We start from the raw sequence: 24121 nt of genomic DNA on the forward strand, positions 1-24121 counted from the left end.
CTAACGGGTAATGGTCGAATCAACGTGGCCGTGCTCCACCTGACCGGCAATCACCGGAGGTGCCGGAGGCTCTTCAGCCGCACGAGACTTCTTCGACCAGGGCAGAAGAGAAACAATAATCGCACCAACCAGAAGCAGTGCGCTCATGCCCCAACCGAAAATAGCCAACATATCTGCCGGGTAACCCTCATAAGGGGTTGCCACAAGCTTAATGACGCTCTGAATCAGGGAGTAGCCCAGAACCAGCGGGGTCACAACAGCCAGCAGAATCATCCAAATCTTACCAGCCTTGATGGAGGAGTAACGGTTCAGGTGCTCAGCCAGAGCGGGCAGTGCACGCACCACGTAGGAGACCACGATGATAGCGCACAGACCAGCAGCCAGAATGCCGAAGAGGTTCACGAAGTTATCGAGAATATCCAGCACGTACAGACCGGTGGTGGTGGGCATCAGCAGCAGCGAAATCAGCGCCATGGGCACAACCACCAGGATGGTGGAGAAGACACGGGAAGTCGCGAACTTATCCTGAATACCGGCAATAATCACCTCAAGAATCGAAATGAGGGAGGTGAAACCAGCAAAGAGCAGGGAGCCGAAGAAGAGGATACCAATCAGCACGCCACCGGGAGCCTGAGAAATAATGGTCGGGAACGCGATGAACGCCAGACCAATACCGCTGGTCGCAACCTCGCTGACCTGGGTGCCAGCTACGTGAGCCATAAAGCCCAGAGCCGAGAAGACACCAATACCAGCAAGAAGCTCAAAACCGGAGTTCGCAAAACCAACCACAGCACCGGAACCGGTCAGGTCAGTCTTAGGCTTCAGGTAGGAGGAGTAGGTAATCATAATACCGAAGCCAATGGACAGGGAGTAGAAAATCTGACCGTAGGCCGCAACCCACACATTCGGGTTAGCCAGGGAGTCCCAGCTGGGGGTGAACAGAGCATTCAGGCCGTCCACAGCACCGGGCAGGGTCAGGGAGTAAATCACCAGACCAACGAACATGATGAGCAGAATCGGCATGAAGACAACGTTGGCGGCGCCCACACCCTTCTGAACACCCAGAGCCATCACAGCGAGCAGCACACCCCAGATTAGCACCATGGGGACCAGAACATCCATGTTGAAGTCCAGTGAGACACCGGGGGTCTCTGCAACCTTCAGGAACTCACCCTGGAAGAACGCCTTCGGGTTATCGCCCCACGCATTGGTGAAGGAGAAAACCATGTAACGCAGCGACCACGCCACAATAGCGGCGTAGTAAATAGCGATGACGAAGTTAATACCCATGTGCCACCAGCCGATGAACTCAGTCTTACGGTTCAGACGGCGGAAAGCCAGCGGGGACGACGCACGCGCACGGTGACCGATAGCGTAGTCAAAGAAGAGGAAGGTCAGACCGGCGGTCAGCAGGGCGACAATGTAGGGAATCATGAAGGCGCCGCCACCGTTATCAAATGCGATGTAGGGGAAACGCCAAATATTGCCCAGACCGACAGCAGAACCGATGGCGGCAAAGATAAAGACGCGACGGCTAGAGAAGCCTTCGCGCTTCGTGGGCGCCTTAGGGGTAGATGCTCCCATAGTTGTAAACCTCAAATGTGTGGGGACGCGGATGGTTGGTGCGAGAATAACCCGTCGGGGTGGTGGGCTCTGCTCGCGTCCAAAAATAGTAAACGGCTCTCCAACACGGGGTGAGTGTGGGAGCCGGCAAGCGTCGAAGGAGTGGATATACACCTCGACACGCCTATAAGGATTACCTTAAAGGTAGGGGCCGGTCAAGAAGACCCCAGCATGCGGAAGCTTTCGGAGGGTGAGGGCAACCCCAACCCACCCCAAAAACCGGCACTGACTAGCCATAATGCATAAAATCCCCGCCGAATCAAGGTAGATTCAGCGGGGGTTTTTGAAGTATGAGACACCCGGAAGTAGTTAGACTCGGGCACACGCTACACGGCGGGTTTTAGCCTTCGCGGTGAACCACAGCGTGAGCGAAGGACTCCAGCGCAGCCTTCGCGGTGGACTCGGGCAGCGGAGCAATCACGGCGATTGCGCGGTCCGCCCAGTCGTAGGCGATCTGCCATGCTTCCTGGGTGACCGGGTGGGCGGCGAGCGCCTCCACAGCGGTTTCCAGTGCCTCATCGGAGCTCAGGTCGGTATCCAGCAGGGCGCGAACAGCAATAGCGGATTCGTCGCCGGCGACTACCGCACGGTCCAGCAGGATGGTCGGCAGGGTCGGCACGCCCTCGCGCAGGTCGGTGCCGCGGGTCTTACCGCTCGTCTTACCATCGCTCACAATGTCAATCACGTCGTCAGCCAGCTGGAACGCCACGCCCACCAGCTCGCCGTACGCCTTGACCATGGAGATAACATCTTCAGAAGCGCCCGAAAGCAGAGAGCCGTACTCGCCAGCCGCTGCAATCAGGGAGCCGGTCTTGCCCTCAATGACGGCAATGTAGTGGTCGAGCAGATCCTGGCCCTCACGGGGGCCGGTGGTCTCAAAGAGCTGACCGAGCACCAGACGTTCGAAGGTCTGGGACTGAATCTTCATGGGGCGGGTACCCAGCTCAGAGACCAGCAGGGATGCGCGGGAGAAGATCAAGTCGCCGGTCAGAATTGCGACGGAGTTACCCCAAATCATCTGGGCGCTGTCCACGCCGCGGCGCTTGGGGGCGTCGTCCATCACATCGTCGTGGTAGAGGGTTGCCAGATGAGTCAGCTCAACGACCACGGCGGCTTCGATGACGTCATCGTTGATTTCGCCGTCTACAGCTGCGCAGAGCAGCGCCAGCAGGGGGCGCACGCGCTTGCCGCCCGCGGAGAGCAGGTGGCGGGATGCGACATCCGCCAGGTGGTCGGTCTGTGCGATGGCTTCTGCCAGACGCTCCTCAATACGTGCGAGGGAGGAGAGAATCTGCGGACCCAGCTTGGGGTCTGCGGCGATGAGTTCGAAGCCTGCGGGAAGCTTCAGGTCGAGGTCTCCCAGCAGGTCGGTTACGGCAATGGGCTGCTCTGCGTTGCTCACGGTGTCTTCTATCTTCTTGGTGTTGGTGTTTTCAGTCGTGTGTGAACGCGGTGTTTAGGCGTTGTGCGCTTCGGGCTTGAAACCGCGGTGGATCGCGACGATACCGCCGGTGAGGTTGCGGTACTGTACGGAGGTGAAGCCCGCCTCCTTGAACTTCTGCGCCAGTTCCTGCTGGTTGGGCCAGGTGATGATGGATTCGGCGAGGTATTCGTAGGATTCGGGGTTGGAGGAGATTGCGCGGGCAATCGGCGGGATTGCCTTCATGATGTAGTTCTTGTAAACCGCACCGAAGGGGGCGAAGGTCGGGGTGGAGAACTCGAGGATGACGATGCATCCGCCGGGCTTGAGTACGCGGTAGATTTCGCTCAGTGCCTTGGGATAGTTGGCAACGTTGCGCAGACCGTAGGACATGGTCACTGCGTCGAAGGTTTCGTCGTCGAAGGGTAGGGCGGTGACATCTGCCTGCACGAAGGTCATGTCGGGGCGACGGCGGCGGCCCACGTCGAGCATGCCTTCGGAGAGGTCCGCTGCGATGACATCCACGCCGGCGTCGGCGAAGGGTTCGGAGGAGACGCCGGTGCCTGCGGCTACGTCCAGCACTTTCTGGCCGGGGCGTGCGTCTACGGCGGCAACTGCCTGCTTACGCCAGTAGATATGCTGGCCGAGGGAGAGGATGCCGTTCATGAGGTCGTAGCGTTCGGCTACGGTATCGAACATGGCGGCGATGTCGCCGGTTTTCTTGTCTAGGGTTGCGCGGGTTGCGCGGGTGTTCTTCTCTGCGTTCACGCTCTCAATTGTGGCATGGAGGTTACTAGATTCGATAGTTGGGTAAACCGTAGTAGCGTCGCACGGTGCGTTAGGGTGCGTTCTGGAGTGGTTTTCGAGTTGCTAATTCGGGGTTTTATTCAGTTTTTAGGGGTATGAATTATGAATATTCAGCAAAAATTTATGAATATTTATGTATGTACTTGAATTTTTTAACATAGGCGCGCACAATAGACCGTAGATTTCATAGAGCACACCCTACACAGGAGCATCCCAATGAACACCGCATCCCTCAAGAAGGCATCCTTCAAGCCCCTCGCACTACTGGCAGTACTACCCCTGGCCCTGACCGGCTGCGTCTCCACCGCCAACGAGAACTCCGACGCCAACGGCAAGGTCAGCCTCGTCAAGTCCGGCACCCTCAGCGTCTGCACCAACACCCCCTACAAGCCCTTCGAATACGAAGAAAACGGCACCATCGTCGGCCTGGACGCAGACATCGCCAACGCTATCGCCTCCGACCTGGGTGTGAAGGCTCAGCTGACCTCCATCAGCTTCGAGGGCCTGGACTCCGGTACCGGCCTGGCCACCGGTCAGTGCGATATCGCCCTTGCCGGTATCGGCGTGACCAATGAACGTAAGAGCAAGATGGAATTCACCACCGTCTACTTCGACGACAACCTGGCAATCCTGGTTCCCAAGGGCTCCTCCATCACCTCCGCCGCAGATTTGAAGGGTGTCAGCGTTGGTGCGCAGCAGGCAACCAGCGGTGAAACCTACGCTAAGGAAAACGGTGCAGAGGTCATCCAGTACGAAGACACCTCCCTCATGTTCTCCGCCCTGAAGACTGGTCAGGTCAAGGCAATCGCGGCGAACCTCTCCGTGGTTTCCGAGGCGCTCACCAACGACCCGGACTCCTTCAAGATCGCATACCAGGATTCCGAGAACACCGAGCAGATTGCCGCAGCAGTTTCCTCCAACAACAAGGCGCTACTGGCCAAGGCAAACGCTACCATCGCCAAGCTCAAGGAAAACGGCGAGCTCGACAAGATGAAGGCCAAGTGGGTTGGTGCCGCTTCCTCCACCTCCGCGAGCGCCTCTTCCTCCGCTTCCTAAGCATCTAGCCGGTTAGCCTCTCCCCCAATTCAGGAGTACCCTTATTACTTTTGGGTTGGGGGATTCTCCGGCCTTTTACCCCTTGTGAGCGTGTAGAACGCTCTTGACCGAACAGCACCTGGATAAGAAAGCGCATGTCCTCTAAACTCTCACCCCGTCAGAAGCAGAAGCTCTTTCGCTACGCACAGTACGCCCTTCTGGCAGTTATCGCCCTGGCAGCCATTCTTTTGGCTGACTGGAAGACCCTCAGCCAGCAGGTATTCAACCTGGACGTTGCGGCTCAGCAGTTCCCCGACGTCATCACCGTGGCGTTGAAGAACACCCTGCTGTACACCACCTTGGGCTTCATCGTGGGCCTCTCCGGCGGTCTGTTGCTGGCACTCATGCGTATTTCCTCTATCGCCCCCTACCGTTGGATTGCGACCCTGTACGTGGAGCTTTTCCGCGGCATCCCGGCACTGTTGGTCTTCTTCGCGTTCGGTTACGGTATTCCTCTGGCGTTCAAGATTCGCTTCGTGGATAACCTGATTCCGGTGACCCTGTCCCTGGGTATGGTTTCGGCAGCTTACATTAGTGAGGTTCTGCGTGCGGGCCTGCAGGCGATCCCGAAGGGCCAGATGGAGGCGGCACGTTCCCTGGGCATGTCCCACACTCGCGCGATGATTTCAATCATTATTCCTCAGGCGTTCCGGGTGGTTCTGCCCCCGCTGACCAACGAGGTTATCCTGCTGACCAAGGACTCCTCCCTCGTGTACCTGCTGGGCATGACGGTTTCTCAGTACGAGCTGGCGAAGTTCGGTCGTGAGGGCCTGACCGCCGCTAACGCAGGCCTGACTCCCCTGGTGGTTGCGGGTTTGTGCTACCTGATTATCACTGTTCCGCTGGGCCAGCTCTCCACATACTTTGAGCGCCGCACCCAGCTTGCGGGCCGCAAGTAAGCGCAACGACAGATACGGATTACGGAAGATACTATGACTGCTTCAATTTCATCCATGGCCGCCTCCTCGGTGCGCATTTCTAACCTGCACAAGTCCTACGGCAAGGTTCAGGTTCTCAAGGGCATTGACATGCAGGTCGAGCCGGGCGAGGTCGTGTGCCTCATCGGCCCTTCGGGTTCCGGTAAGTCCACCTTGCTGCGTTGCGTGAACCTACTGGAGGAGCCGAACGACGGCACCATCATGGTGGGCGATACCGAGGTCACAGACCCGGACGTAGACATTAACCGCGTGCGTACCCACATGGGTATGGTGTTCCAGCAGTTCAACCTGTTCGGTCATCTGAACATTCTTGATAACTGCACGATTGCTCAGATTAAGGTTCTGGGCCGTTCCAAGGCTGAGGCGGAAGCGGTTGCCCTCGAGCAGCTCGCCAAGGTTGGTCTGGAAGGCAAGGAAGACCGCTTCCCGGCTCAGCTGTCCGGTGGTCAGCAGCAGCGTGTGGCTATTGCGCGTGCGCTGTCCATGAACCCAGACCTGATGCTCTTCGATGAGCCGACCAGTGCGCTCGACCCGGAGATGGTCGGCGAGGTTCTGAGCATTATGCGCAATCTTGCTGACGAGGGCATGACCATGATTGTGGTGACCCACGAGATGGCGTTCGCCCGCGAGGTCGCCGATAAGGTCGTCTTCATGGCCGACGGCGTGGTCGTGGAGGAGGGTCCCGCCGATCAGGTGATTGGCAACCCCCAGCACGAACGTACTCAGGCTTTCTTGGCGCGCGTGCTTGATCCGACCCACGCCGTAGTAGACTAGTACTAGCTCTTGAAAAACATAGCGGGTGGTGCTGTACGAAACATTCTGTTTCGCGCAGCACCACCCGCTTTTTAATGCTCTAGTTCGCCGCTATTTCGGTTCTAGAAGATACGGCGTGCCACCTTGTCAAAGAGACGGTCCGGCAGCACGGTATGCAGGAACACGGAGGGCTTAGCACCGAAACCTACCAGGTAGCGGGTCTTGGGGCGGCGCGCCTCCAGGGCTCGCAGAATAGCGTTAGAGATAATCTTGGGCTCTGAGAGGTTGGAGGACGGCGAGTAGAGCTTACGCATATTGGCCGCAACCCGCTGCGCCTGAGCCGCGTAGACACCGTTTCGGGAGGATTCCTCCAGGTGGTCTGCCGCGATGAGTCCCCAGGGGGTTTTGATGCCGCCGGGCTCGATAATGACCACGTCAATACCGAACTCTTCAACTTCCATGCGCAGTGCATCGCTGAACGCCTCGAGGGCGTACTTGGTGGCGTGGTACCAGGCGCCCAGGGGCGAGGTAATACGCCCCGCCATTGAGGAGATATTCAGGATGCGCCCGCTACCCCGTGCACGCATATGCGGTAGCACCAGCTGGGTGAGGCGCGCGAGGCCGAAGAGGTTCACCTGGAACTGGCGGCGCACCTCGTCGATGGGGACGTCTTCAATGGCGCCGTAGGATCCGTAGCCTGCATTGTTGATGAGCACGTCAATGCGGCCTTCTGCGTCAATAATCTGCTGTATGGCAGCTTCCATGGATGCTTCATCGGTAACGTCCAGGCTGAGCGCTTTCACGCCCTCGGAGGCGAGCTCTTCAATCTTCTCAACGCGGCGGGCGGCACCGTAGACGGTGTAGCCGTAGCGCACCAGTAGCGGCGCCACATCGTAGCCGATACCGGAGCTGGCGCCGGTGAGAAGAACGACGGGGCGTTGCAGTGACTTAGGCATTGCGTATCCTTTCGGGTTGCTCCCTGGAGTTGGAGTATTAGCGGGCGTGTACTTCTCAGGGTACGCTCGCGATGGGTCAACCGGCGCACCAAAAGCTCAGGGCGTAGCGTGAGGGCATTCTCGCCGGCATATGTGAGGGCAGGCAGACATGCAAAAGCTCGCCGCGGCATCCTGTACAGATGCGGCGGCGAGCTTTTTGTTTTAGGGTTAGGGGTTTTGGGGTCGGGGTTTAGACCTCTTCGACGTCAATATTGACCTTGGGTTCGGGGTGCGATTCGCCGGTCAGCATGGTCACCAGCAGGGTGGAGTCCTTCACGGCGCGCAGGGAGTGCAGCAGCTTAGCGGTCACGTGAATCGGCTTGCCGGGCACCAGGGTAATATCGCGGTCCTTCACGTGGAAAATCACCTCGCCCTTGAGCACCTGCACAAAGATGGGGTGCACGCTGTGGTGCTCGTGCCAGGACTGGCCTGCAGCCAGTTCCATGAGGGTCAGGTTGCCACCGTCGGCATCAACAATCTTGCGGGCCTGGGGCTTATCTTCAAAGGGGGTCAGCGCTTCGGTGAGCTGGGGGAATACGAGGACGCGGCCTTCATGGGTACCTGCCATGGTACGCACCTTTCTCTTTAGAGGTGAGTGAAAGGGGGCGCGCACCCCCTCCCTAATATTGGTATTAAAAATACTAAATTATTTATATTGTATTCCCCTCCCCGCAACAGGACAAGGCCTCAGCTCACACCGAGCCAATGCACCCCGAGCAGGGAGGGGAACAACATCTACTGATAACTCCACACCTTCGAATAGGCGGAGCGATTGCTATTACGCGGACGCAACAGGTTCACCATCAACGCCGTCGTACCAAAGCTCACCGCAATAATCATGCAGGTCGCCGCGGTAAACGCACCACCGGGAATCGGCGCAAAAATCGCAATCAGATACAGGATGACCGCGCAGAACGACAGGAACAACGTCGCAATCGTCATCAACGGCACCAACACCAAACCACCACGCGCCGGCACCGCAAAATCTGCCGGACGCACATAACGCAACACGCCCATACCCACAACCGTCCAGATGGCGGTGACCAGAATAGCGGTCACCACATCCGCCGGGCGGTGCCAACCGTTAATAATCGTGGAGGCACCCGTCAGGCAGGTCGCCAATGCCGCGCAGAGAGCTACCGTGGGCCGCAAGAAACGAGGCGCCGCCAGGAAGAGCGCCGCACCAGCCGCCGCCGCGAAGGTCGTGTGGCCACTGGGCGCCGAGTTGCTCAGCGCCTCCTGAACACCCAGGTCGGGCTTCATGATCAGATAGTGCTTAAGCAGATACGTACTCGTCACCGCTGCCGCCGCGGCCAGCACACCAATTAGCGAAGGCAGGAACCGGTGCTTCCAAATCAGCACCGCAACCATACCCAGCACGGCAATCACGCCGACAACCGCAGGAAGAGAATCCAGCGCCGTCAGGGTCGGACCGCGGTAACTCTTAAACTGGTTCGCGTACTCGGTGTACGCCTGCTCATCAACCTGCTGGCCGGTCGTCGTGTAAATGAAGAACACAAACGCACCGTAGAGAGACAGACCCAAGAACAGCAATGCCATCACGTGACGCATCAAAATACCGGTACTCGGAAGATGATGCCCCTGCTCTTCGCCGGGACGATTCACCGGGCGACCCGAAGCATCCACGGGAACCTGACCGGTCTGAACATAGGCACCGTTCGGGTAGGCAACGGCAGGATACGCCTCGGGAGGATAAGCCACCGGCTGCGGAGGTGCCTGCGGAGGCATCGCACACGTGAGAAGAGGCTGCTGCGCGCCCATCTGAGGCGCACCCATTGGGGAGGCACCCATCTGATTGTTCAGCGGGAAACCGCTCACCGGAGGCTTCGGCGGATCCAGACGGCGCGTAGCTTGCATCGGTTCATCCGCACTGTAGTTCCCCTGCGAGGCGCGCTCCTGCGGCAAGGGAATCGTCTCAGAAATCTTAATGGGGGCACGGTAAGCGCGAGGCAAAGGACGGGTCGCACCAATAACCTCTGAAAGTTCGGGATACGAAGAAATAACTTCGGTGTTCGCCGATTCAGCGTTCGCGGAACCTGGATTCGCGGGACCTACAGGCGCAGCTTCATGAGCGGGCGATGAACCGTAATCCGTCAAAACTTTCGTACGGTCATCACTGTGCGCAGCGGCATGGGTAGCCGTCTGGTAGGAGGCGAGCACCTGGGTAGCGTCCTGATAATCAGAGAGCACCGCAGTCTCATCAAAGGAAAACACCGTAGTGGGCGCGTTGTCAGCAGCGGCTGCATGCACATCAGCGGGGTGAAGCACACTGGTAGCATCGAGGTTTTCGGAGCTCTCCCAACCGGAGTTTCCCGAACCCGATGTATTTGCCGGTGTTTTCTTCTTCATAACCCTTCGTACCTTCTTGCCCTCATGCCTGTTGGCCATACCCGAGCCCGCCGATGCCAGCCCCTCAAAACGGTAGCCCCCAAGCTGCCGTTTTATGCGCAGCACCGTCCGAGTTCTCGGGCGAATAACTACCTACTATCCCAGGTTAAGCTATGAAAAACTAAAGTTTTTCCGACCACAACCTGAGAATTTCCAGAGAATGCGTGACAGGGTGCGAGCGCACCCGCCCGCCCCCAGAATGTTATGGTGAGCTCATAGCGCATCGAAGAAGGGCAGATACCTTGAACACCAGTATGAGCGTGCCGCCTCTCGGCTACGGTTTTCACCTCACGAACACTCCCCTGCCGCCCCTGCAGGAGGTTCTGGAGAACCTGTTCACGGTCGAAATTCCGATGACGGTCACCTTCCGCGGGGTCAATAGCCGCCAGAGCGCGCTGATTCGCGGCCCGCACGGCTGGGGCGAGTTCGCGCCCTTTCTCGAGTACGGCGCGCAGGAGTCTGCCGCGTGGCTTGCCTGCGCGCTGGAAGCGGCGTGGCTACCCACCCCGGAGCCGGTGCGTACGCGCATCCCGCTGAACGCGACCCTGCCCGCGGTACCGGCAGATCGTGTGCCGGAGGTACTCGCCAAGTACGAGGGTGAGATTCAGGAACTCAAAATCAAGGTGGCTGAGAAGGGGCAGAGTCTCACCGACGATATTGCCCGCGTGGCGGCTGCACGAGATGCCCTCCCGCATGCACGCCTGAAGGTGGACGCGAACATGGGCTACACCCTCGCCGGTGCCCTTGATGCGCTGCGCAAGCTCTGCGAGTACGGCATTATCTACGCCGAACAGCCCGTGGCATCCATTGAGGATATGGCTGCACTCCGCTTCGCCGTTGCCAAGGAGGGACTGCCCGCCCGCATTGCCGCAGACGAGTCGATTCGTAAAGCGGAAGACCCGCTGAAGGTGGCGCGCGCGAACGCCGCGGACCTCATGGTTATTAAGGCGGCGCCGCTGGGCGGTGTACGCCGTGCGCTCACACTGGTGGATCAGGCGCAGCTTCCGGCGGTGGTGTCTTCTGCGCTGGAGTCTTCGGTGGGCATTGCCACCGGTGCCTCTCTGGCGGCCTCCCTACCGACCCTAAAGTACGGGTGCGGTCTGGGCACGGTCTCCCTCATGGCTGAGGACGTCACCGACGAGCCGCTCATCGCCCGCGACGGGTTCATGGACCTGCGCACGATCACCCCCAGCCCGCAGCGCCTGGAGCGTCTTGCCTCCGATGAGCAGACCCGTCAGTGGTGGGTGGAGCGCGTCACCGCCTGCTACCGGGTCCTGGAACGCACCTGCGGATTGTGAAGACTGTAGTTATCAAGGTCGCGTCTGTGAAAGGGTAACCATAACTGAATGAAAAACCTTACGGCATTAGAATGGTACGGTGACTGAAAACCGCTCAACCCCCGCCATGCTCACCGCAGTATCCGTGCTCGATTCTCTGATTCGTGCCGGTATGCGGCATGTTGTCGTGTCTCCGGGATCCCGTAGCGCACCTCTTGCGTACGCTATTGCCGCCGCCGCTGAAGCCGGTGCCCTCATTGCGCACGTGCGCGTGGACGAGCGAAGTGCAGCCTTTACCGCCCTGGGTATTGCCAAGGCGTCCGGTCAGCCCGTGGGTCTGGTGTGTACCTCCGGTACGGCACTGGGCGAGTACATGCCCGCGGTCATGGAGGCGTACCACGCCGGCGTACCCCTGGCGGTGCTGAGCGCGGACCGCCCGGAGCCTCTGCGCGGTAGCGGTGTGAATCAGACGACCCGTCAGGCGAGTTTCTTCAATCATTTTGTGCGCGCTGAAGCCGATCTGACCTCCTACCCCGAGCAGGTGGAGGGCGAGCAGACTCAGGCCTTTGCTGCCTGCCTGAATGCGCTAACCGGTCGTAGCGCCGAACACTGGCGCAAACACTCTGCGGAGCCGATTGGCCCGGTGCACCTGAACATTTGTTTCGATACGCCGCTGACCCCCTCTGGCCGTTTTGCGCAGATGCTGCCGCAGTGGGCGCAGAGCCTGCTAGAGGATTACGACCCGCAGGCTGAGGGTCGCGCCCGCGCCGCTCGCGCTGAGGGTTCCGGGCTCTCCAGCGCCGAGCAGCGTTGGCTTCTGGATTCTTTGGAGGCGCAGGCGGACCTGGCGGAGTTCACTCCTGCGCACCGCACCGTGGTGGTTGCTGCTGACGGTGCCGGCGAGTTTGCGGCGGAGTTCGCGCGCGTGCTGAACCTGCCGCTGTTTGCGGAGCCTTCCTCCGAGGCGCGCCACGGCGCAACCTCCATTCCTCACTACCCGCAGCTGCTCGCTGATGATTCGTTCGCCCCCGCCGCCCAGATTGAGCGTGTGGTGCTCTTCGGCCACCCGACGCTCTCGCGCCCGATTACGGCGCTGCTGGAACGCGAAGATACTCAGTGCGCGTTCTATGCCCCGCGCCACGCCAGCTGGTATGAGCCGGGCGCCCGCTCCTTCGTGGAGCTGTCGACCCCGCACGAGCTCGCTGAGTTTGCGTGCGCATCCTCTGCTGCCGCTGATGAGCTGGTGGATGAGCTGAACTGGCTAGAACAGTGGGTTGATCCCGCCCGCAAGCGGCAGGATGAGTGCCTGCGCGCCATTGCCGTCTACGAACACCCCGGTGCTGAGAGCTCGGTTGACTACACCGATTACCGCAACCGCACCGCAGGCCGCTCCTACGCCCGCCGCGTCTGGCAGGATGCGGTGGCTCAGCGCCGCCTCATGATGCTGGGATCCTCAAACCTGGTGCGTGATTTGGATGCGGCAGCCCCCGCCCTGGGGGAGCCCGCCCCCGCGCGCGTGTTTGCTAATCGCGGTCTTGCCGGTATTGACGGCACGATTGCGACTGCTATTGGCGTGTCTCTGTCGGGCTACTACCCTGCCGGTGTGGATGAAAACTCCCGCCCAATCATTGGTGGTGCCGCTCTGCCGGTGACCCTGCTGTGTGGTGACTTGACCTTCCAGCACGATGTGTCGTCGCTGAACCTGCCGAATACTGAGCTTCTGCCCGAACTGCGCGTTGAGGTTTTTGATGATGCCGGCGGCGGTATTTTCACGACCCTTGAACACGGTGATATGGCTCGTCAGGAGCAGTTCACTGCCGCTGTGGATCGTTTCTTCACAGTGGCTGCCGCCCCGAACACTGATTTGGCGCGCATGGCTGCCGGTTTTGGGACCGAATCGGGTGTTGAGGTGCGCATTCACACACCCTAAAGCCGTTTTTAAAGGCTGCTGGCTAAGCCCCGTGCGCAGGGTTGAACGATATACTGAGAATTACCTGTGCCGTAGCCTTCCGTGGCTGAAAGCTAGCCGATCGTAGCGGTTTCATTCGCCGCTGCATTCGCGTTTTTCTGCGCGCCTGCTAACGCAAAGCGCCCTATCTATCATTTATTGACATTCACGCTCTCGCCGCCAATGCACACCGCCCGCGACCCGAGGTTTTACCCCGGCGAGCCCGGTACATGCGGCGGACGTCGCTCCCAAGGATTCTCATGAGCTCACTCGATATTATTGTTGCTGTCCCCTCCGGAGCCGGTTGGGTTCCCTTGCACGCCATGGCAGAGCTTCTCGCCCGCTACACCGGCGGTACCGTACACACCGTGGATGTGGGCGCATCCCTCAGCAAGGAAACGAAGCTTCTGGCGCGTCTGCCCCGCCTCAAGGGCGGCTCCAAGCGTTGCCTGGTGATTGCTTCTGATCCCGGTCAGCTTTACGCCATTTCGCAGCGTTCCTTCGCGTTCCGCCGCTACGGCGCAATCTACGGCTGGGTAATTGATAGCTTCTGGGATGACCGTATTCCCGCGGTAGCTAAGTCCTCCACCTACGACCGTATTTTTGTTGCGGACGTTGACGACGTTCAGCCTTGGACTGCCGCGGGCGTGAAGGCCCCCGGGGTTCTGCCCTGGGGTGCGGATGTTTGGGGTGCTTTCTCTGACCATCTGGATGCGCTGGGCTCGAAGAGCACCGACCTGCTGCGTGTGGGCCGTCAGCCCGCCGCCTACGAAGATGATGAGGCGACTGCCGTTCTCGCTGGCGAGCTGGGTCTGAGCTTTGAGGGCCGTCCGCCCTTCGGCGCAAGTGACCGTGAGTCGGCTCAGCACCTGCAGGATTCTCTGAACCGCGCGAAGTTCCTGCTGGCGTTTTCCACTTCGGTCAGCCCAGCACCGTACACTCACCCGACTAAGGAGTACATTACCGGCCGTTGGACTGATGCTCTAGCTTCGGGTGTGACCGTGGTCGGCAAGGTTCCAAATACCACCACCGTACGTGAAATCCTTTGGGACGGCGCGACCATCGACATTGATCACGCGGATGCACGCGCGGGCCTCGCGCAGGTTGCCGATGCGGTCTCCCGCTGGACCCCCGCACAGGGGGAGCAGCAGCTTCGTCAGGCACTGCAGCACCTGGATTGGCGTCACCGTTTCGTGAAGCTTTGCGAGGCAATGGGTGAAGTCCCGGCTTCTTTGACGGCTGATTGCGAGACTATGCGCGCCCAGTACGTTCAGCACTAAATACGTGCCCTAAGGTTATGGGTATATAAAAGGTGAGGGCTGGTTTCTAATCCTAGAAACCAGCCCTCACCTCTATTTATGCCCCATGAGGCATATTGCATACGGGTTTTTAGTACGAAGCCTGACCCAGAGTAATCGGACCCGTGAAACCACTGGTATCCGGGTGATCCGCTTCGAGATACGCCGCTACCGGCGCACCTTCAAGCTGAGCCAAACGATCCAGCAGGAAGCGAGTAGCACCCGGCGCATACGGTAGCTTATACATTGCCGCGGTCGTCGCCTCGTCATCACGATTTAAAGTGGAGGAACGAATCGACTCAATAGCGGTCACCATGGTGTTACGCTCACGCTCCACGAAGGTGCGGTCTACCGGCTCACCGTTACCGGGCACAAACACGCGGTAGCGATCAAATTCGAGCACGGCACCGAGAGTATCAATCCAACGGTCGGGAAAAGAATCCTCAAAGTAGGGGTCGGTACCCTCTTCAATCAGACCGCCCATGAACAGCACGTCCTCAACACCGACCATAATGTCACCGTCGGTGTGGCCGGGCCCCATGTACATGAGGGTTGCGCTACGCTCACCCAGGTCGATGGGGGTGAAAGTGATACCGTCGCCCCTATTGGCGACCAGGCGGTTGGGAACAACAATATTAGTGGCGGCACCCTGATTGTGTGCCATTTCCGGTTCCAGCGTCTCGACGTAGGGACGCTGCGCCTCACCGTATTTACGAATTGCGCGTGCGGCACGAGGATGCGCCCAGAATTCTTCGGCACCCATTGCCGCGAAAACATCGTTACCGAAGAAACGCTCATAGTGTCCATGAGTGTTTACAACGGTAATAGGAAGGCGCGTGAGACGGCGAACCTCATCGTAGATTTCGGTTGCCTGACGGGGACCTGCGCCGGTATCTACGACAAGTGCACGCTCCAGTCCGAGGACCAGCCCGGTGTTCAGTCGGTAGTTGTCGGTCGCAATGCGGTACACGCCGTCTGCGAGTTCAATAGTACGAGCCATAGATACAACCCTACTGTAATTTTTGGTACTTGCGGGGCTATTCGGGCTTCTGGAGAACATATTTTTGCACTATTGCACATCACTAAGGGCATAAAAGTGCATCATTCCACATAATTACGCCTCTACGGGTAGGTGGGCGTGAGGCTTGACAACCTCTGCAGATTGATAAGCCGGGTAGCACGTTCTCCCAGCTAGTTCAGCTCTGATTAGGGTCTGAGCAAGAACCAGAAATCGCGCCCTATAGGATAGGAGTATGACTTCTTCCCCAACCTCGTCTTCCATTCCTTCGAACATGTCTTTTCCCAGCGGCACCGGACGCTACGCCCCCTCTCCCTCGGGGGACTTGCATCTGGGTAATTTGCGTACCGCTATTTTGGCGTGGGCGATGGCTCGCCGCGGCGCGAAGCCCTTCTATCTGCGCGTGGAGGATTTGGATCGCGTACGCCCGGGTGCTGCGGAGCGTCAGATTGCCGATTTGGCGGCACTGGGTCTGGATTGGGATGTAAGCCCCGGCGCCCCGACAGAGCGTGTTGAGGGTAGCGAAAGCGCCGAAGGCAAGGAAGCAGGTGTGCTGTACCAGAGCACACGCCTTGACGCCTATGAGCAGGCGGTTGCGCAGCTGCGCGAGGCAAACCTCGTCTATGAGTGCTTCTGTACCCGCCGCGAAATTCAGGAGGCGTCAAGCGCCCCGCACGGTGCGCCGGGCGCATACCCGGGGACATGCCGTGAACTGAGCAAGGCGCAGCTGGAGGAGCGCCGTGCTCAGCGTCCACCGGCTCTGCGTCTGCGCGCCGAGTACACGAGCTACACGGTGCAGGATGATTTTTACGGCACCTACACCGGCCTGGCGGATGATTTTGTGCTGGTGCGCAATGATGGCACATACGCCTATAACCTGTCCTCGGTGGTGGACGATGCATTTGTGGGGGTTGAGCAGATTGTGCGCGGTGATGATCTGCTCCCTTCGGCGCCCCGCCAGTCGTATTTGGCGCAGCTTTTGGGTTTGACGCAGCCGCGTTACGCTCACGTGCCGCTGGCACTAAATGAGGAAGGTAAGCGTCTGGCGAAGCGTGACGGGGCGGTAACCCTGCCGCAGCTGCGTGAGGCGGGTGTCGAGATTCCGACGATTTTGGGTTGGATTGCCGCGTCTATTCCGGTGTATAACGCTGATGGTTCTGCCCATTCATCGGATGTTCCGGTGCCCAATGCAGCGGCGATTTTGGAGCGTTTTGATCCGGCTCGTATGGCTTCTGAGCCGTGGGTCGTGAGGGATCTCTAAGTCTCTGTGACATTGTTTTGTAACAGTTCAACACTCCGAACGGCTTTTAAATTTTTCGTTTAATTCGTTTTAGATGCATATGCCGTTGAGCGTTTGTGTTGCTTTTCAGCTACATATCTTTCACTCAAGTGCCCGAAACCTTGAAATCCAGAGATTTTTCGGGCACTTTTTCGCACACGCCCCCACAGCACCCCACTTGTACGACCACAAAATTTACACAGCAAATACATATTTATTCCACAGCTTCTCATCCCTAGACGTCAAATAGACTTTATTTTCAGCCCCTCAAAGCCTAGACTGTATCCTATGCCACTCATAAAGTTATGGGGTAGCGCATAAATACACACAACTGCACACTATCACCAGGAGAGAAGGAACATTATGGCCGCAAATACATACCAGGTCATCGCGCTGGCGATTTATTTTGTTGCTATGATCGCGATTGGCCTATGGGCAAATAGCAAAAACAACAGCCTCGACGACTACGTGCTGGGCGGGCGACAGCTCTCCCCCACCGTCGCCGCCCTCTCAGCGGGCGCCTCCGACATGTCCGGTTGGCTCCTCATGGGTCTGCCCGGCGCCGTCTACCTCAGCGGTCTCTCCCAGGCATGGCTCGCCGTCGGTCTGACCATCGGCGCATGGTGCAACTGGAAGTTCGTGGCACCTCGACTGCGTAGCTACACCGAAGTAGCAGGCGACGCCGTGACTGTCCCCGTCTTCCTGAGCAACCGCCTCCATGACACCAAGCGCGTGCTGCGCATCGTCTCCGGCGTCGTGATTCTGGTGTTCTTCACCTTCTATGTCTCCTCTGGCATGGTGTCCGGCGGTCTGTTCTTCAAGTCCTCCTTCGGACAGGAATACCACACCGGTATGCTCCTGCTGGCAGGCATCACCGTGTTCTATACCTTCTTCGGTGGCTTCATGGGCGCATCCTACACCGACATGGTTCAGGGCCTGCTCATGCTCGCAGCACTCATTGCCGTTCCCGTCGTCACCATTATTGACCTCGGCGGCGTGGGCCCCGTGGTTGAGTCCATCAGCCAGGTACGTCCCGACGCGCTGAGCATCTTCGCAGGCACCACCTTCGCCGGTATCGTTTCGTCCCTCGCGTGGGGTCTGGGCTACTTCGGCCAGCCGCACATTATCGTACGATTCATGGCGATGCGCACCCCCGCGGACGCTAAGTCCGGCCGCCGCATCGGCATCAGCTGGATGGTCCTGACCGTGTTCGGCGCACTGAGCGGCGCGTTCATGGGTATCGCATACTTTGCACGCCACCCCGAGGCCTCCCTCACCAACCCCGAAACCGCTGAGTCGGTCTTCCTGGACCTCTCCCAGATTCTGTTCCACCCCCTCGTTGCGGGCCTGATTCTGGCTGCAGTTCTGGCGGCAATTATGTCCACCCTCTCCTCGCAGCTGATCGTGTGCTCCTCCGCTCTGGTTGAGGACCTCTACGGCATCTTCTCCTCGAAGAAGCTCAGCGCATCCAAGTCCCTGTGGCTCGGCCGTGCAGGCGTGGCAATCGTGGCGCTGGTTGCAGGTGCCCTGGCGTGGAATCCCAACAGCTCCATTCTGCAGCTGGTCGCATTCGCTTGGGCTGGCTTCGGTTCGGCATTCGGCCCGACCGTTCTGCTCTCCCTCTACTGGCGTAAGCTAACCACCCAGGGTGCACTCGCCTCCATGATTACCGGTGCCGTTGTGGCATTCGCATGGGGCCAGAGCCCAATGAAGTCCGTGCTCTACGAAATGGTTCCCGGCTTCGCTTCGGCAATGCTGGTCGCAATCATCATCTCCCTGGTCACCTACAAGAAGAACCAGGTCATTGACGAAGAGTTCGACCGCGCGGTAGAGCTCGCAAAGGTCAAGTAACCCCTAGGTAACCAAGACTGGGTAAGCTTCCTTACCCAACTTCTAAGGCCCGGGCCGTACACACGCGGTCCGGGCCTTCTTATATGCTCGGCAACCTGGTTCACAGCCTTCACGTAGCGCCCGGGCAACGTAGAATAGGGTCTATGACTGCACAACTTCCCGAAAAGGTCTCGGACATCTTCAACCCCGCCGACTGGCGCGTCGTTGAAGGCTTCGAAGACTTCACCGACATCACCTACCACCGCCAGGTTAAGCGCAACGAAAACGGCGAAATCCTACGCGATCTGCCCACCGTACGCATCGCATTCGACCGCCCCGAGGTCCGCAACGCATTCCGCCCGCACACCGTGGACGAACTCTACCGCGCCCTCGACCACGCCCGCATGAGCTCCAACGTAGGCACCGTACTGCTCACCGGCAACGGCCCCTCCGCCAAGGACGGCGGCTGGGCATTCTGTTCCGGCGGCGACCAGCGTATCCGCGGCCGCGACGGCTACCACTACGCCAGCGGCGACACCGCAGAAAGCATCGACCCGGCACGCGCAGGCCGACTGCACATCCTGGAAGTGCAGCGCCTCATCCGCACCATGCCCAAGGTCGTTATCGCCCTCGTCTCCGGCTGGGCTGCAGGCGGCGGCCACTCACTGCACGTAGTAGCCGACCTGACCATCGCCTCCGAAGAATACGGCAAGTTCAAGCAGACCGACGCAACCGTCGGCTCCTTCGACGCAGGCTACGGTTCGGCGCTACTCGCACGCCAGGTGGGTCAGAAGTTCGCCCGCGAAATCTTCTTCCTCGCCAAGGAATACGACGCACAGCGCATGTACGAAATGGGCGCAGTCAACGACGTCGTCCCCCACGCAGAGCTCGAAAACAAGGGCCTGGAATACGCGGCGCACATTGCCCGCCAGTCCCCGCAGGCAATCCGCATGCTCAAGTACGCCTTCAACCTGCCCGACGACGGCATGCTCGGCCAGCAGGTCTTCGCCGGTGAGGCAACCCGCATGGCATACATGACCGACGAGGCGGTGGAGGGTCGCGACGCGTTCTTGCAGAAGCGTGACCCGGACTGGTCCAACTACCCCTACTACTTCTAAGAGATACTACTTCTAAGAGACGGCCCCTTCTACAGAAGTAGTTTCAGATGCATAGGCTCGGAGCCGGATTCAACCCTGATAACCTCAGCTAAGAATCCGGCTCCAGCGCATTTGATGCTGCCCCAGCATATGACACCGGCGCATAACAGCACGCAGCCGCTACAAACAGCTGCTAAGGATTTAGCCATGGTAAACACCCCCGTACCCGGGCTCATGCCCTCCCCCGCCCCGCAGGAGGCTGCCCTGCACCCGCAGGCGGTACAGGTTCGCGCCGATCAGCCCGCAGACCCTCACGCCATGTTGGGCGTCTTTGAGCAGCTGCTGGGCGGATACGCGGCGGGTGCCAATGCGGGTGCTGATGCGGCTGCGGAACCTATAGCCCTGGTGGTGAGCACCTCCGGATCCACCGGAACTCCCAAACGCACCGCACTGACCGTGCGAGCTCTTGCCGCCAGTGCGGCAGCCACCGAGCGATTCTTCGGCTCAAACTCCGATGCCGCCTCGCAGTGGCTCCTGGCTCTTCCTGCGCACTATATTGCCGGCGCGCAGGTACTCGCCCGCTCCGTGCTCGCAGGCACCGACCCGGTCATTGCCCGCTCCGTCATTGAACCCGTGCGCTTTAGCCCCGAAGTTTTCCTGCAGGCGGTTGAGCACATGAGCTCGGCACGCCAGTTTGTCTCCCTGGTGCCCACCCAGCTCCATAAGCTGCTCGAAAGCGCGGACACCGATCCGTACCTTGGCGCTGAAATTCACGAAGCGCTCGGCTCCTTCACCGGCATCCTGCTCGGAGGCGCCCCCGCCAGCGCCGACCTGCTCGCCGCCGCCACCGCCCTGGGGCTGAACACGGTGACCACCTACGGTAGCGCCGAAACCGCCGGCGGATGCGTCTACTCCGGCTCCATACTGCCCGGCGTGCGGGTAGAGCTCGTCCCCGAAGAAGGTATGCCCGCCGTACCGGATACCGGTGGGAAGCCCGCGCAGGTGGGCCGTATTTGGATCAGCGGCGCGCACCTCGCCAACGGCTACATTGGCGACACCGCCCGCACCGCCGAGCACTTCTTCACCGCCGCCGACGGCACCCGCTGGTACCGCACCGACGACTACGGGCTGCTGAGTCCTGCAGCAACTCCCAACAGCAACAAGAACTCTAGCGAGCAGCGCCTGCAGGTGCTCGGCCGTAGCGACGACGTACTCATCAGCGGAGGCGTAAAAATCTCCGCCCGTGCCGTGGCGACCGTCCTCGAAGAGCACCCCGCCGTACGCGAAGCCTGCGTAGTCGGCCTACCCGATGCCCGCTGGGGCACAGCCATTGCCGCTGCGGTCACGCTCGTACCTTCTGCCGGTGCCGCGGCTGCACTGGTACCTTCTGCCGGTGCCGCAGCTGCACCTACCGAGAATCGCCCCGCCCTGAACGAAGAACTCTGCGCCCTGCTGCGTGCCCGCTGCGCCGAAAAGCTCGGCGCCCCCGCCGCACCCAAGCAGCTGAGCATCCTGCCGGATTTCCCGCTCACCAGCACCGGCAAGCCGGACCGCGCAGAAATATACAGTATCCTGGACAGAGACTATCGTCAGGGCTAAAGCAGGCTTATCCGCGGGTTTTTCGCCCCGCACAAGCAGCCGCCCGCACGCCCTGACCGTCCCGCACAAAACCCACACATCATATGCATTTAGACCCGGAAGGAACCCCCGTGGCAACTGCCGCCCAATGGATTGAAGGCGCTCGCCTGCGCACCCTGCCGCTCGCCGTCGCCCCCATTATTGCCGGCTCAGCTGCCGCCTACGAGGTCAACGAATTCAAGCCGCTCTACGCGTTCTTGGCGTTCCTCGTCGCGTTCTTCCTGCAGGTCGGCGTGAACTACGCCAACGACTACTCCGACGGCATCAAGGGCACCGACGAAGACCGCGTGGGTCCGCTACGCCTCGTTGGTTCCGGCGTGGCAAGCCCCCGCTCCGTCAAGTACGCCGCCTTCGCCTGCTTCGGTCTTGCGATGCTTGCCGGTCTTGCCCTGGTGGCTCTGGCGAACCAGTGGTGGTTCCTGGCGATTGGCGCCTCCAGCGTCTTCGCGGCGTGGGGCTACACCGGTGGCAAGCACCCCTACGGCTACATGGGCCTGGGAGACGTATTCGTCTTCGTCTACTTTGGTCTGGTTGCGACCCTGGGCACCCTCTACACGCAGGCGCACACCCTGACCCTGCTCGGCTGGGTTGGTGCTATCGGCATTGGTCTGATTTCCTGTGCGCTGCTCATGGCGAATAACGTGCGTGACATTCCCACCGACATTGAGGCTGGCAAGCTGACCATGGCGGTCCGCCTGGGCGAACGCTGGTCGCGCATCACCTACATCGTGGAGATGGCGCTGGCACTGGGTCTGGGCGTACTCCTGCTCGATGAGAACCCCTGGTTCCTGCTGATCTTCCTGCTGGTCGGCCCGACCATCCACTCCTGCGTGACCGTGTGGACGCGCGGCGGCCGCGACCTGATACCCGTGCTCAAGCAGGCAGGTATTGTGGCGCTCGTGTACTCCGTGATTCTTGCCCTCGCCGTGTGGCTGGGCTCGTTGGACATTATTAGCCACGAGGTTCAGGTGTTCACCGGTTACTAAGACCGAATGCTAAGACTGGCTACTAAGCCCCCGTACAAATCTGTGCCGGATTGCCGCGCCATTACGCCGCTAGCGGGCACCCGGTTCATAGTTCCGCAATAACGCGGCGGTATGTCATAGTAGTGCTTATGATTCGAGCCATGCTGATTATTGGCGGCGCGCCCTCATCGTGGGGCTGACCCTCTACACCCTCTTGGACGCCGTCCGCACCCCCGCACACGAGGCGCGAACCCTGCCCAAGTGGCTGTGGGTTCTCGTCACCCTGCTCTTCCCCGTGGTGGGCCCGCTCATGTGGCTTATCTTGGGCCGTCCCAAGGCACAGCCTGCAGCAGGTGCTCCTCGTCGCGGCTTCGGGCAGCGACGCAACACCCCGGCACCCTCGGTGTCCTCCCCCGACGATGATGAAGAGTACCTGCGCTGGCTCAAAGCAAAAGCAGAACGCGAACGCCGCAGCCGCGAAGCAGAATCGACCAACAAGCAGGATTCCGAACGTAAGGATCCCGAGCTTAAGGACCCCGAGGAGGGCACTCCGGATCAGGGTAACGGGCAGAACTAGTCAGGACAGCTAGGTTGGCAGCTCGTGCGCCCCTCAAGGTTTACAGAAAGAGGCTGTGAGCGCATCCGTAACGGATGGGCTCACAGCCTCTTCTCTATGCTCAAAAACAGCTTCAGGAACTAGCTACCGGATGTTTTAGCTACCGGGCAGCTGAATCACGCCACCGTACAGCGGTGCAGCAGGCTCCGAATACCCCACAAAATGCGGCATCTCATGCTTAAAATCAGTGGTGCTAAATGCCAGAGTCGTAATCGACGCCAGGTTGCACTCACGGGCACGCGGGTCATGCTGCAACATGCGGCCCTCAACGCCCAGGCGAGTAATCCAAATCGGCAGCTGGTGCGACACAATAATCGCCTCCGCACCCTCGCCGCCGCGCTCGTAGGCGGTACGCGCCGCATCCTGAACAGCCGCAGCCATACGGCAAATCTGATTCAGGTACGACTCACCCCAGGAGGGGCGCGCCGGGTTGTACAGCTTAGTCCAGTGACGCGGATTCCTCAGCAGCTCCTGGGCGTTCACGTGCAGACCCTCAAAGTAGTTATCCGCCTCAATGACGCGCTCATCCGGCTGCGCGGTCAGACCCAGCAGCTCCTCAACCGGGGCGGCAGACTCACGGGTACGTTGCAGCGGCGAACAGACCAGATGCACGAAACGGGCACCTCGCTCAGCACGAGCCGCGAACTCCTCAGCGCTCAGACGCACCATCTGCTGGCCCTTATCGGACAGACGGTAGCCGGGCAGACGGCCGTACACGATACGCTCGGGGTTGTACACCTCGCCGTGACGCATGAGGTGAACTTTAATGGTGGAAGTTTCAGTCATGATCCCAGTCTCTCAGATAGCGTGCCGCACCCCAAACAGGTGACCCGCACATACCCTCTACAAAATACAAAACCCGGCCCGCAAAAACTGTAGGGACGCAAAAACCCCGCCTCTCCATACGGAGGGCGGGGCGAAAGAAGTCTATTTACTTCTTGTTGCGGCGCTGGTGGCGGGTCTTACGAAGCAGCTTGCGGTGCTTCTTCTTGGACATACGCTTGCGGCGCTTCTTGATAACGGAACCCATAGGATTTCCTCACTTTACTCGTACCCGGCCGAGCCATTCGACTCGGTAGCTACCCGGGGATATTCATACCGGTATAACCGATCCA

The 24121-nt window shown here is 59.8% G+C and carries 21 protein-coding genes; 12 read left to right on the top strand and 9 right to left on the bottom strand.

Annotation, left to right across the window (positions count from 1 at the left end; all coding sequences use genetic code 11):
* From NML54_RS02980 to NML54_RS02990, 3 genes are all read right to left on the bottom strand, one after another.
* Complete coding sequence (locus NML54_RS02980; protein ID WP_254755839.1) at positions 1–1584, bottom strand: sodium-dependent transporter; 1584 nt, start codon at positions 1582–1584, stop codon at positions 1–3.
* Positions 1585–1963: 379 nt separating this feature from the next.
* On the bottom strand, positions 1964–3025 hold the full coding sequence (locus NML54_RS02985; RefSeq protein ID WP_254755840.1) for a polyprenyl synthetase family protein: 1062 nt from the start codon (positions 3023–3025) through the stop codon (positions 1964–1966).
* Between the two features lie 54 nt (positions 3026–3079).
* Positions 3080–3811 carry a demethylmenaquinone methyltransferase gene (locus NML54_RS02990; RefSeq protein WP_254755841.1) on the bottom strand — a complete coding sequence of 244 codons (732 nt, stop codon included), beginning with the start codon at positions 3809–3811 and terminating at the stop codon, positions 3080–3082.
* 255 nt (positions 3812–4066) lie between these two features.
* Between NML54_RS02990 and NML54_RS02995 the strand changes: the two genes are divergently transcribed.
* The 3 genes from NML54_RS02995 to NML54_RS03005 all read left to right on the top strand — a co-directional run bounded on the left by NML54_RS02995 (position 4067) and on the right by NML54_RS03005 (position 6657).
* Positions 4067–4906, top strand: coding sequence for an ABC transporter substrate-binding protein (locus NML54_RS02995; protein WP_254755842.1), 840 nt, complete (start codon positions 4067–4069; stop codon positions 4904–4906).
* Between the two features lie 134 nt (positions 4907–5040).
* On the top strand, positions 5041–5844 hold the full coding sequence (locus tag NML54_RS03000) for an amino acid ABC transporter permease (RefSeq protein ID WP_254755843.1): 804 nt from the start codon (positions 5041–5043) through the stop codon (positions 5842–5844).
* 33 nt (positions 5845–5877) lie between these two features.
* Positions 5878–6657, top strand: coding sequence for an amino acid ABC transporter ATP-binding protein (locus NML54_RS03005; RefSeq protein ID WP_049338041.1), 780 nt, complete (start codon positions 5878–5880; stop codon positions 6655–6657).
* Between the two features lie 101 nt (positions 6658–6758).
* Here the strand turns inward: NML54_RS03005 and NML54_RS03010 are convergent, their stop codons facing one another.
* The 3 genes from NML54_RS03010 to NML54_RS03020 all read right to left on the bottom strand — a co-directional run bounded on the left by NML54_RS03010 (position 6759) and on the right by NML54_RS03020 (position 10001).
* The gene (locus NML54_RS03010; protein ID WP_254755844.1) at positions 6759–7592 is read right to left on the bottom strand and encodes an oxidoreductase; all 834 of its coding nucleotides are present in this window, start codon (positions 7590–7592) and stop codon (positions 6759–6761) included.
* 229 nt (positions 7593–7821) lie between these two features.
* The gene (locus tag NML54_RS03015) at positions 7822–8199 is read right to left on the bottom strand and encodes a cupin domain-containing protein (protein ID WP_049327511.1); all 378 of its coding nucleotides are present in this window, start codon (positions 8197–8199) and stop codon (positions 7822–7824) included.
* A 167-nt stretch (positions 8200–8366) separates the two neighbouring features.
* On the bottom strand, positions 8367–10001 hold the full coding sequence (locus NML54_RS03020) for a phosphatase PAP2 family protein (protein ID WP_254755845.1): 1635 nt from the start codon (positions 9999–10001) through the stop codon (positions 8367–8369).
* 293 nt (positions 10002–10294) lie between these two features.
* On the opposite strand from NML54_RS03020, the gene NML54_RS03025 reads away from it, so the two are divergent.
* The 3 genes from NML54_RS03025 to NML54_RS03035 all read left to right on the top strand — a co-directional run bounded on the left by NML54_RS03025 (position 10295) and on the right by NML54_RS03035 (position 14545).
* Positions 10295–11338, top strand: coding sequence for an o-succinylbenzoate synthase (locus tag NML54_RS03025; RefSeq protein ID WP_254755846.1), 1044 nt, complete (start codon positions 10295–10297; stop codon positions 11336–11338).
* Between the two features lie 79 nt (positions 11339–11417).
* Positions 11418–13247, top strand: a complete 1830-nt coding sequence (gene menD, locus NML54_RS03030) for a 2-succinyl-5-enolpyruvyl-6-hydroxy-3-cyclohexene-1-carboxylic-acid synthase (protein ID WP_254755847.1) — start codon at positions 11418–11420, stop codon at positions 13245–13247.
* 278 nt (positions 13248–13525) lie between these two features.
* On the top strand, positions 13526–14545 hold the full coding sequence (locus NML54_RS03035; protein ID WP_254755848.1) for a glycosyltransferase: 1020 nt from the start codon (positions 13526–13528) through the stop codon (positions 14543–14545).
* A gap of 109 nt (positions 14546–14654) precedes the next feature.
* Here the strand turns inward: NML54_RS03035 and NML54_RS03040 are convergent, their stop codons facing one another.
* The gene (locus NML54_RS03040) at positions 14655–15563 is read right to left on the bottom strand and encodes an MBL fold metallo-hydrolase (protein WP_254755849.1); all 909 of its coding nucleotides are present in this window, start codon (positions 15561–15563) and stop codon (positions 14655–14657) included.
* Positions 15564–15816: 253 nt separating this feature from the next.
* Here NML54_RS03040 and gluQRS point away from each other — a divergent pair, with 253 nt between their 5' ends.
* The 6 genes from gluQRS (at position 15817) to NML54_RS03070 (ending at position 22967) form a co-directional block, all read left to right on the top strand.
* On the top strand, positions 15817–16842 hold the full coding sequence (gene gluQRS / locus NML54_RS03045) for a tRNA glutamyl-Q(34) synthetase GluQRS (protein ID WP_254755850.1): 1026 nt from the start codon (positions 15817–15819) through the stop codon (positions 16840–16842).
* Positions 16843–17223: 381 nt separating this feature from the next.
* A complete protein-coding gene (putP, locus tag NML54_RS03050; protein WP_254755851.1) occupies positions 17224–18711 on the top strand; it encodes a sodium/proline symporter PutP in 1488 nt (495 codons plus the stop codon).
* Positions 18712–18854: 143 nt separating this feature from the next.
* Complete coding sequence (locus NML54_RS03055) at positions 18855–19808, top strand: 1,4-dihydroxy-2-naphthoyl-CoA synthase (protein WP_254755852.1); 954 nt, start codon at positions 18855–18857, stop codon at positions 19806–19808.
* 186 nt (positions 19809–19994) lie between these two features.
* Complete coding sequence (locus tag NML54_RS03060; RefSeq protein WP_254755853.1) at positions 19995–21386, top strand: AMP-binding protein; 1392 nt, start codon at positions 19995–19997, stop codon at positions 21384–21386.
* Between the two features lie 110 nt (positions 21387–21496).
* A complete protein-coding gene (locus tag NML54_RS03065; RefSeq protein ID WP_005508295.1) occupies positions 21497–22411 on the top strand; it encodes a 1,4-dihydroxy-2-naphthoate polyprenyltransferase in 915 nt (304 codons plus the stop codon).
* 169 nt (positions 22412–22580) lie between these two features.
* On the top strand, positions 22581–22967 hold the full coding sequence (locus NML54_RS03070) for a PLD nuclease N-terminal domain-containing protein (RefSeq protein ID WP_254755854.1): 387 nt from the start codon (positions 22581–22583) through the stop codon (positions 22965–22967).
* Positions 22968–23102: 135 nt separating this feature from the next.
* On the opposite strand, the gene NML54_RS03075 is transcribed toward NML54_RS03070, so the two are convergent.
* Both NML54_RS03075 and NML54_RS03080 read right to left on the bottom strand, forming a co-directional pair.
* The gene (locus NML54_RS03075; RefSeq protein ID WP_254755855.1) at positions 23103–23792 is read right to left on the bottom strand and encodes a histidine phosphatase family protein; all 690 of its coding nucleotides are present in this window, start codon (positions 23790–23792) and stop codon (positions 23103–23105) included.
* A 145-nt stretch (positions 23793–23937) separates the two neighbouring features.
* Positions 23938–24036: a 30S ribosomal protein bS22 gene (locus tag NML54_RS03080; protein WP_005504750.1), complete on the bottom strand. Its 99-nt coding sequence runs from the start codon at positions 24034–24036 to the stop codon at positions 23938–23940.
* Positions 24037–24121 lie beyond the last annotated feature (85 nt).

The organism is Rothia gullae (assembly GCF_024294905.1).
Lineage (GTDB): Bacteria > Actinomycetota > Actinomycetes > Actinomycetales > Micrococcaceae > Rothia.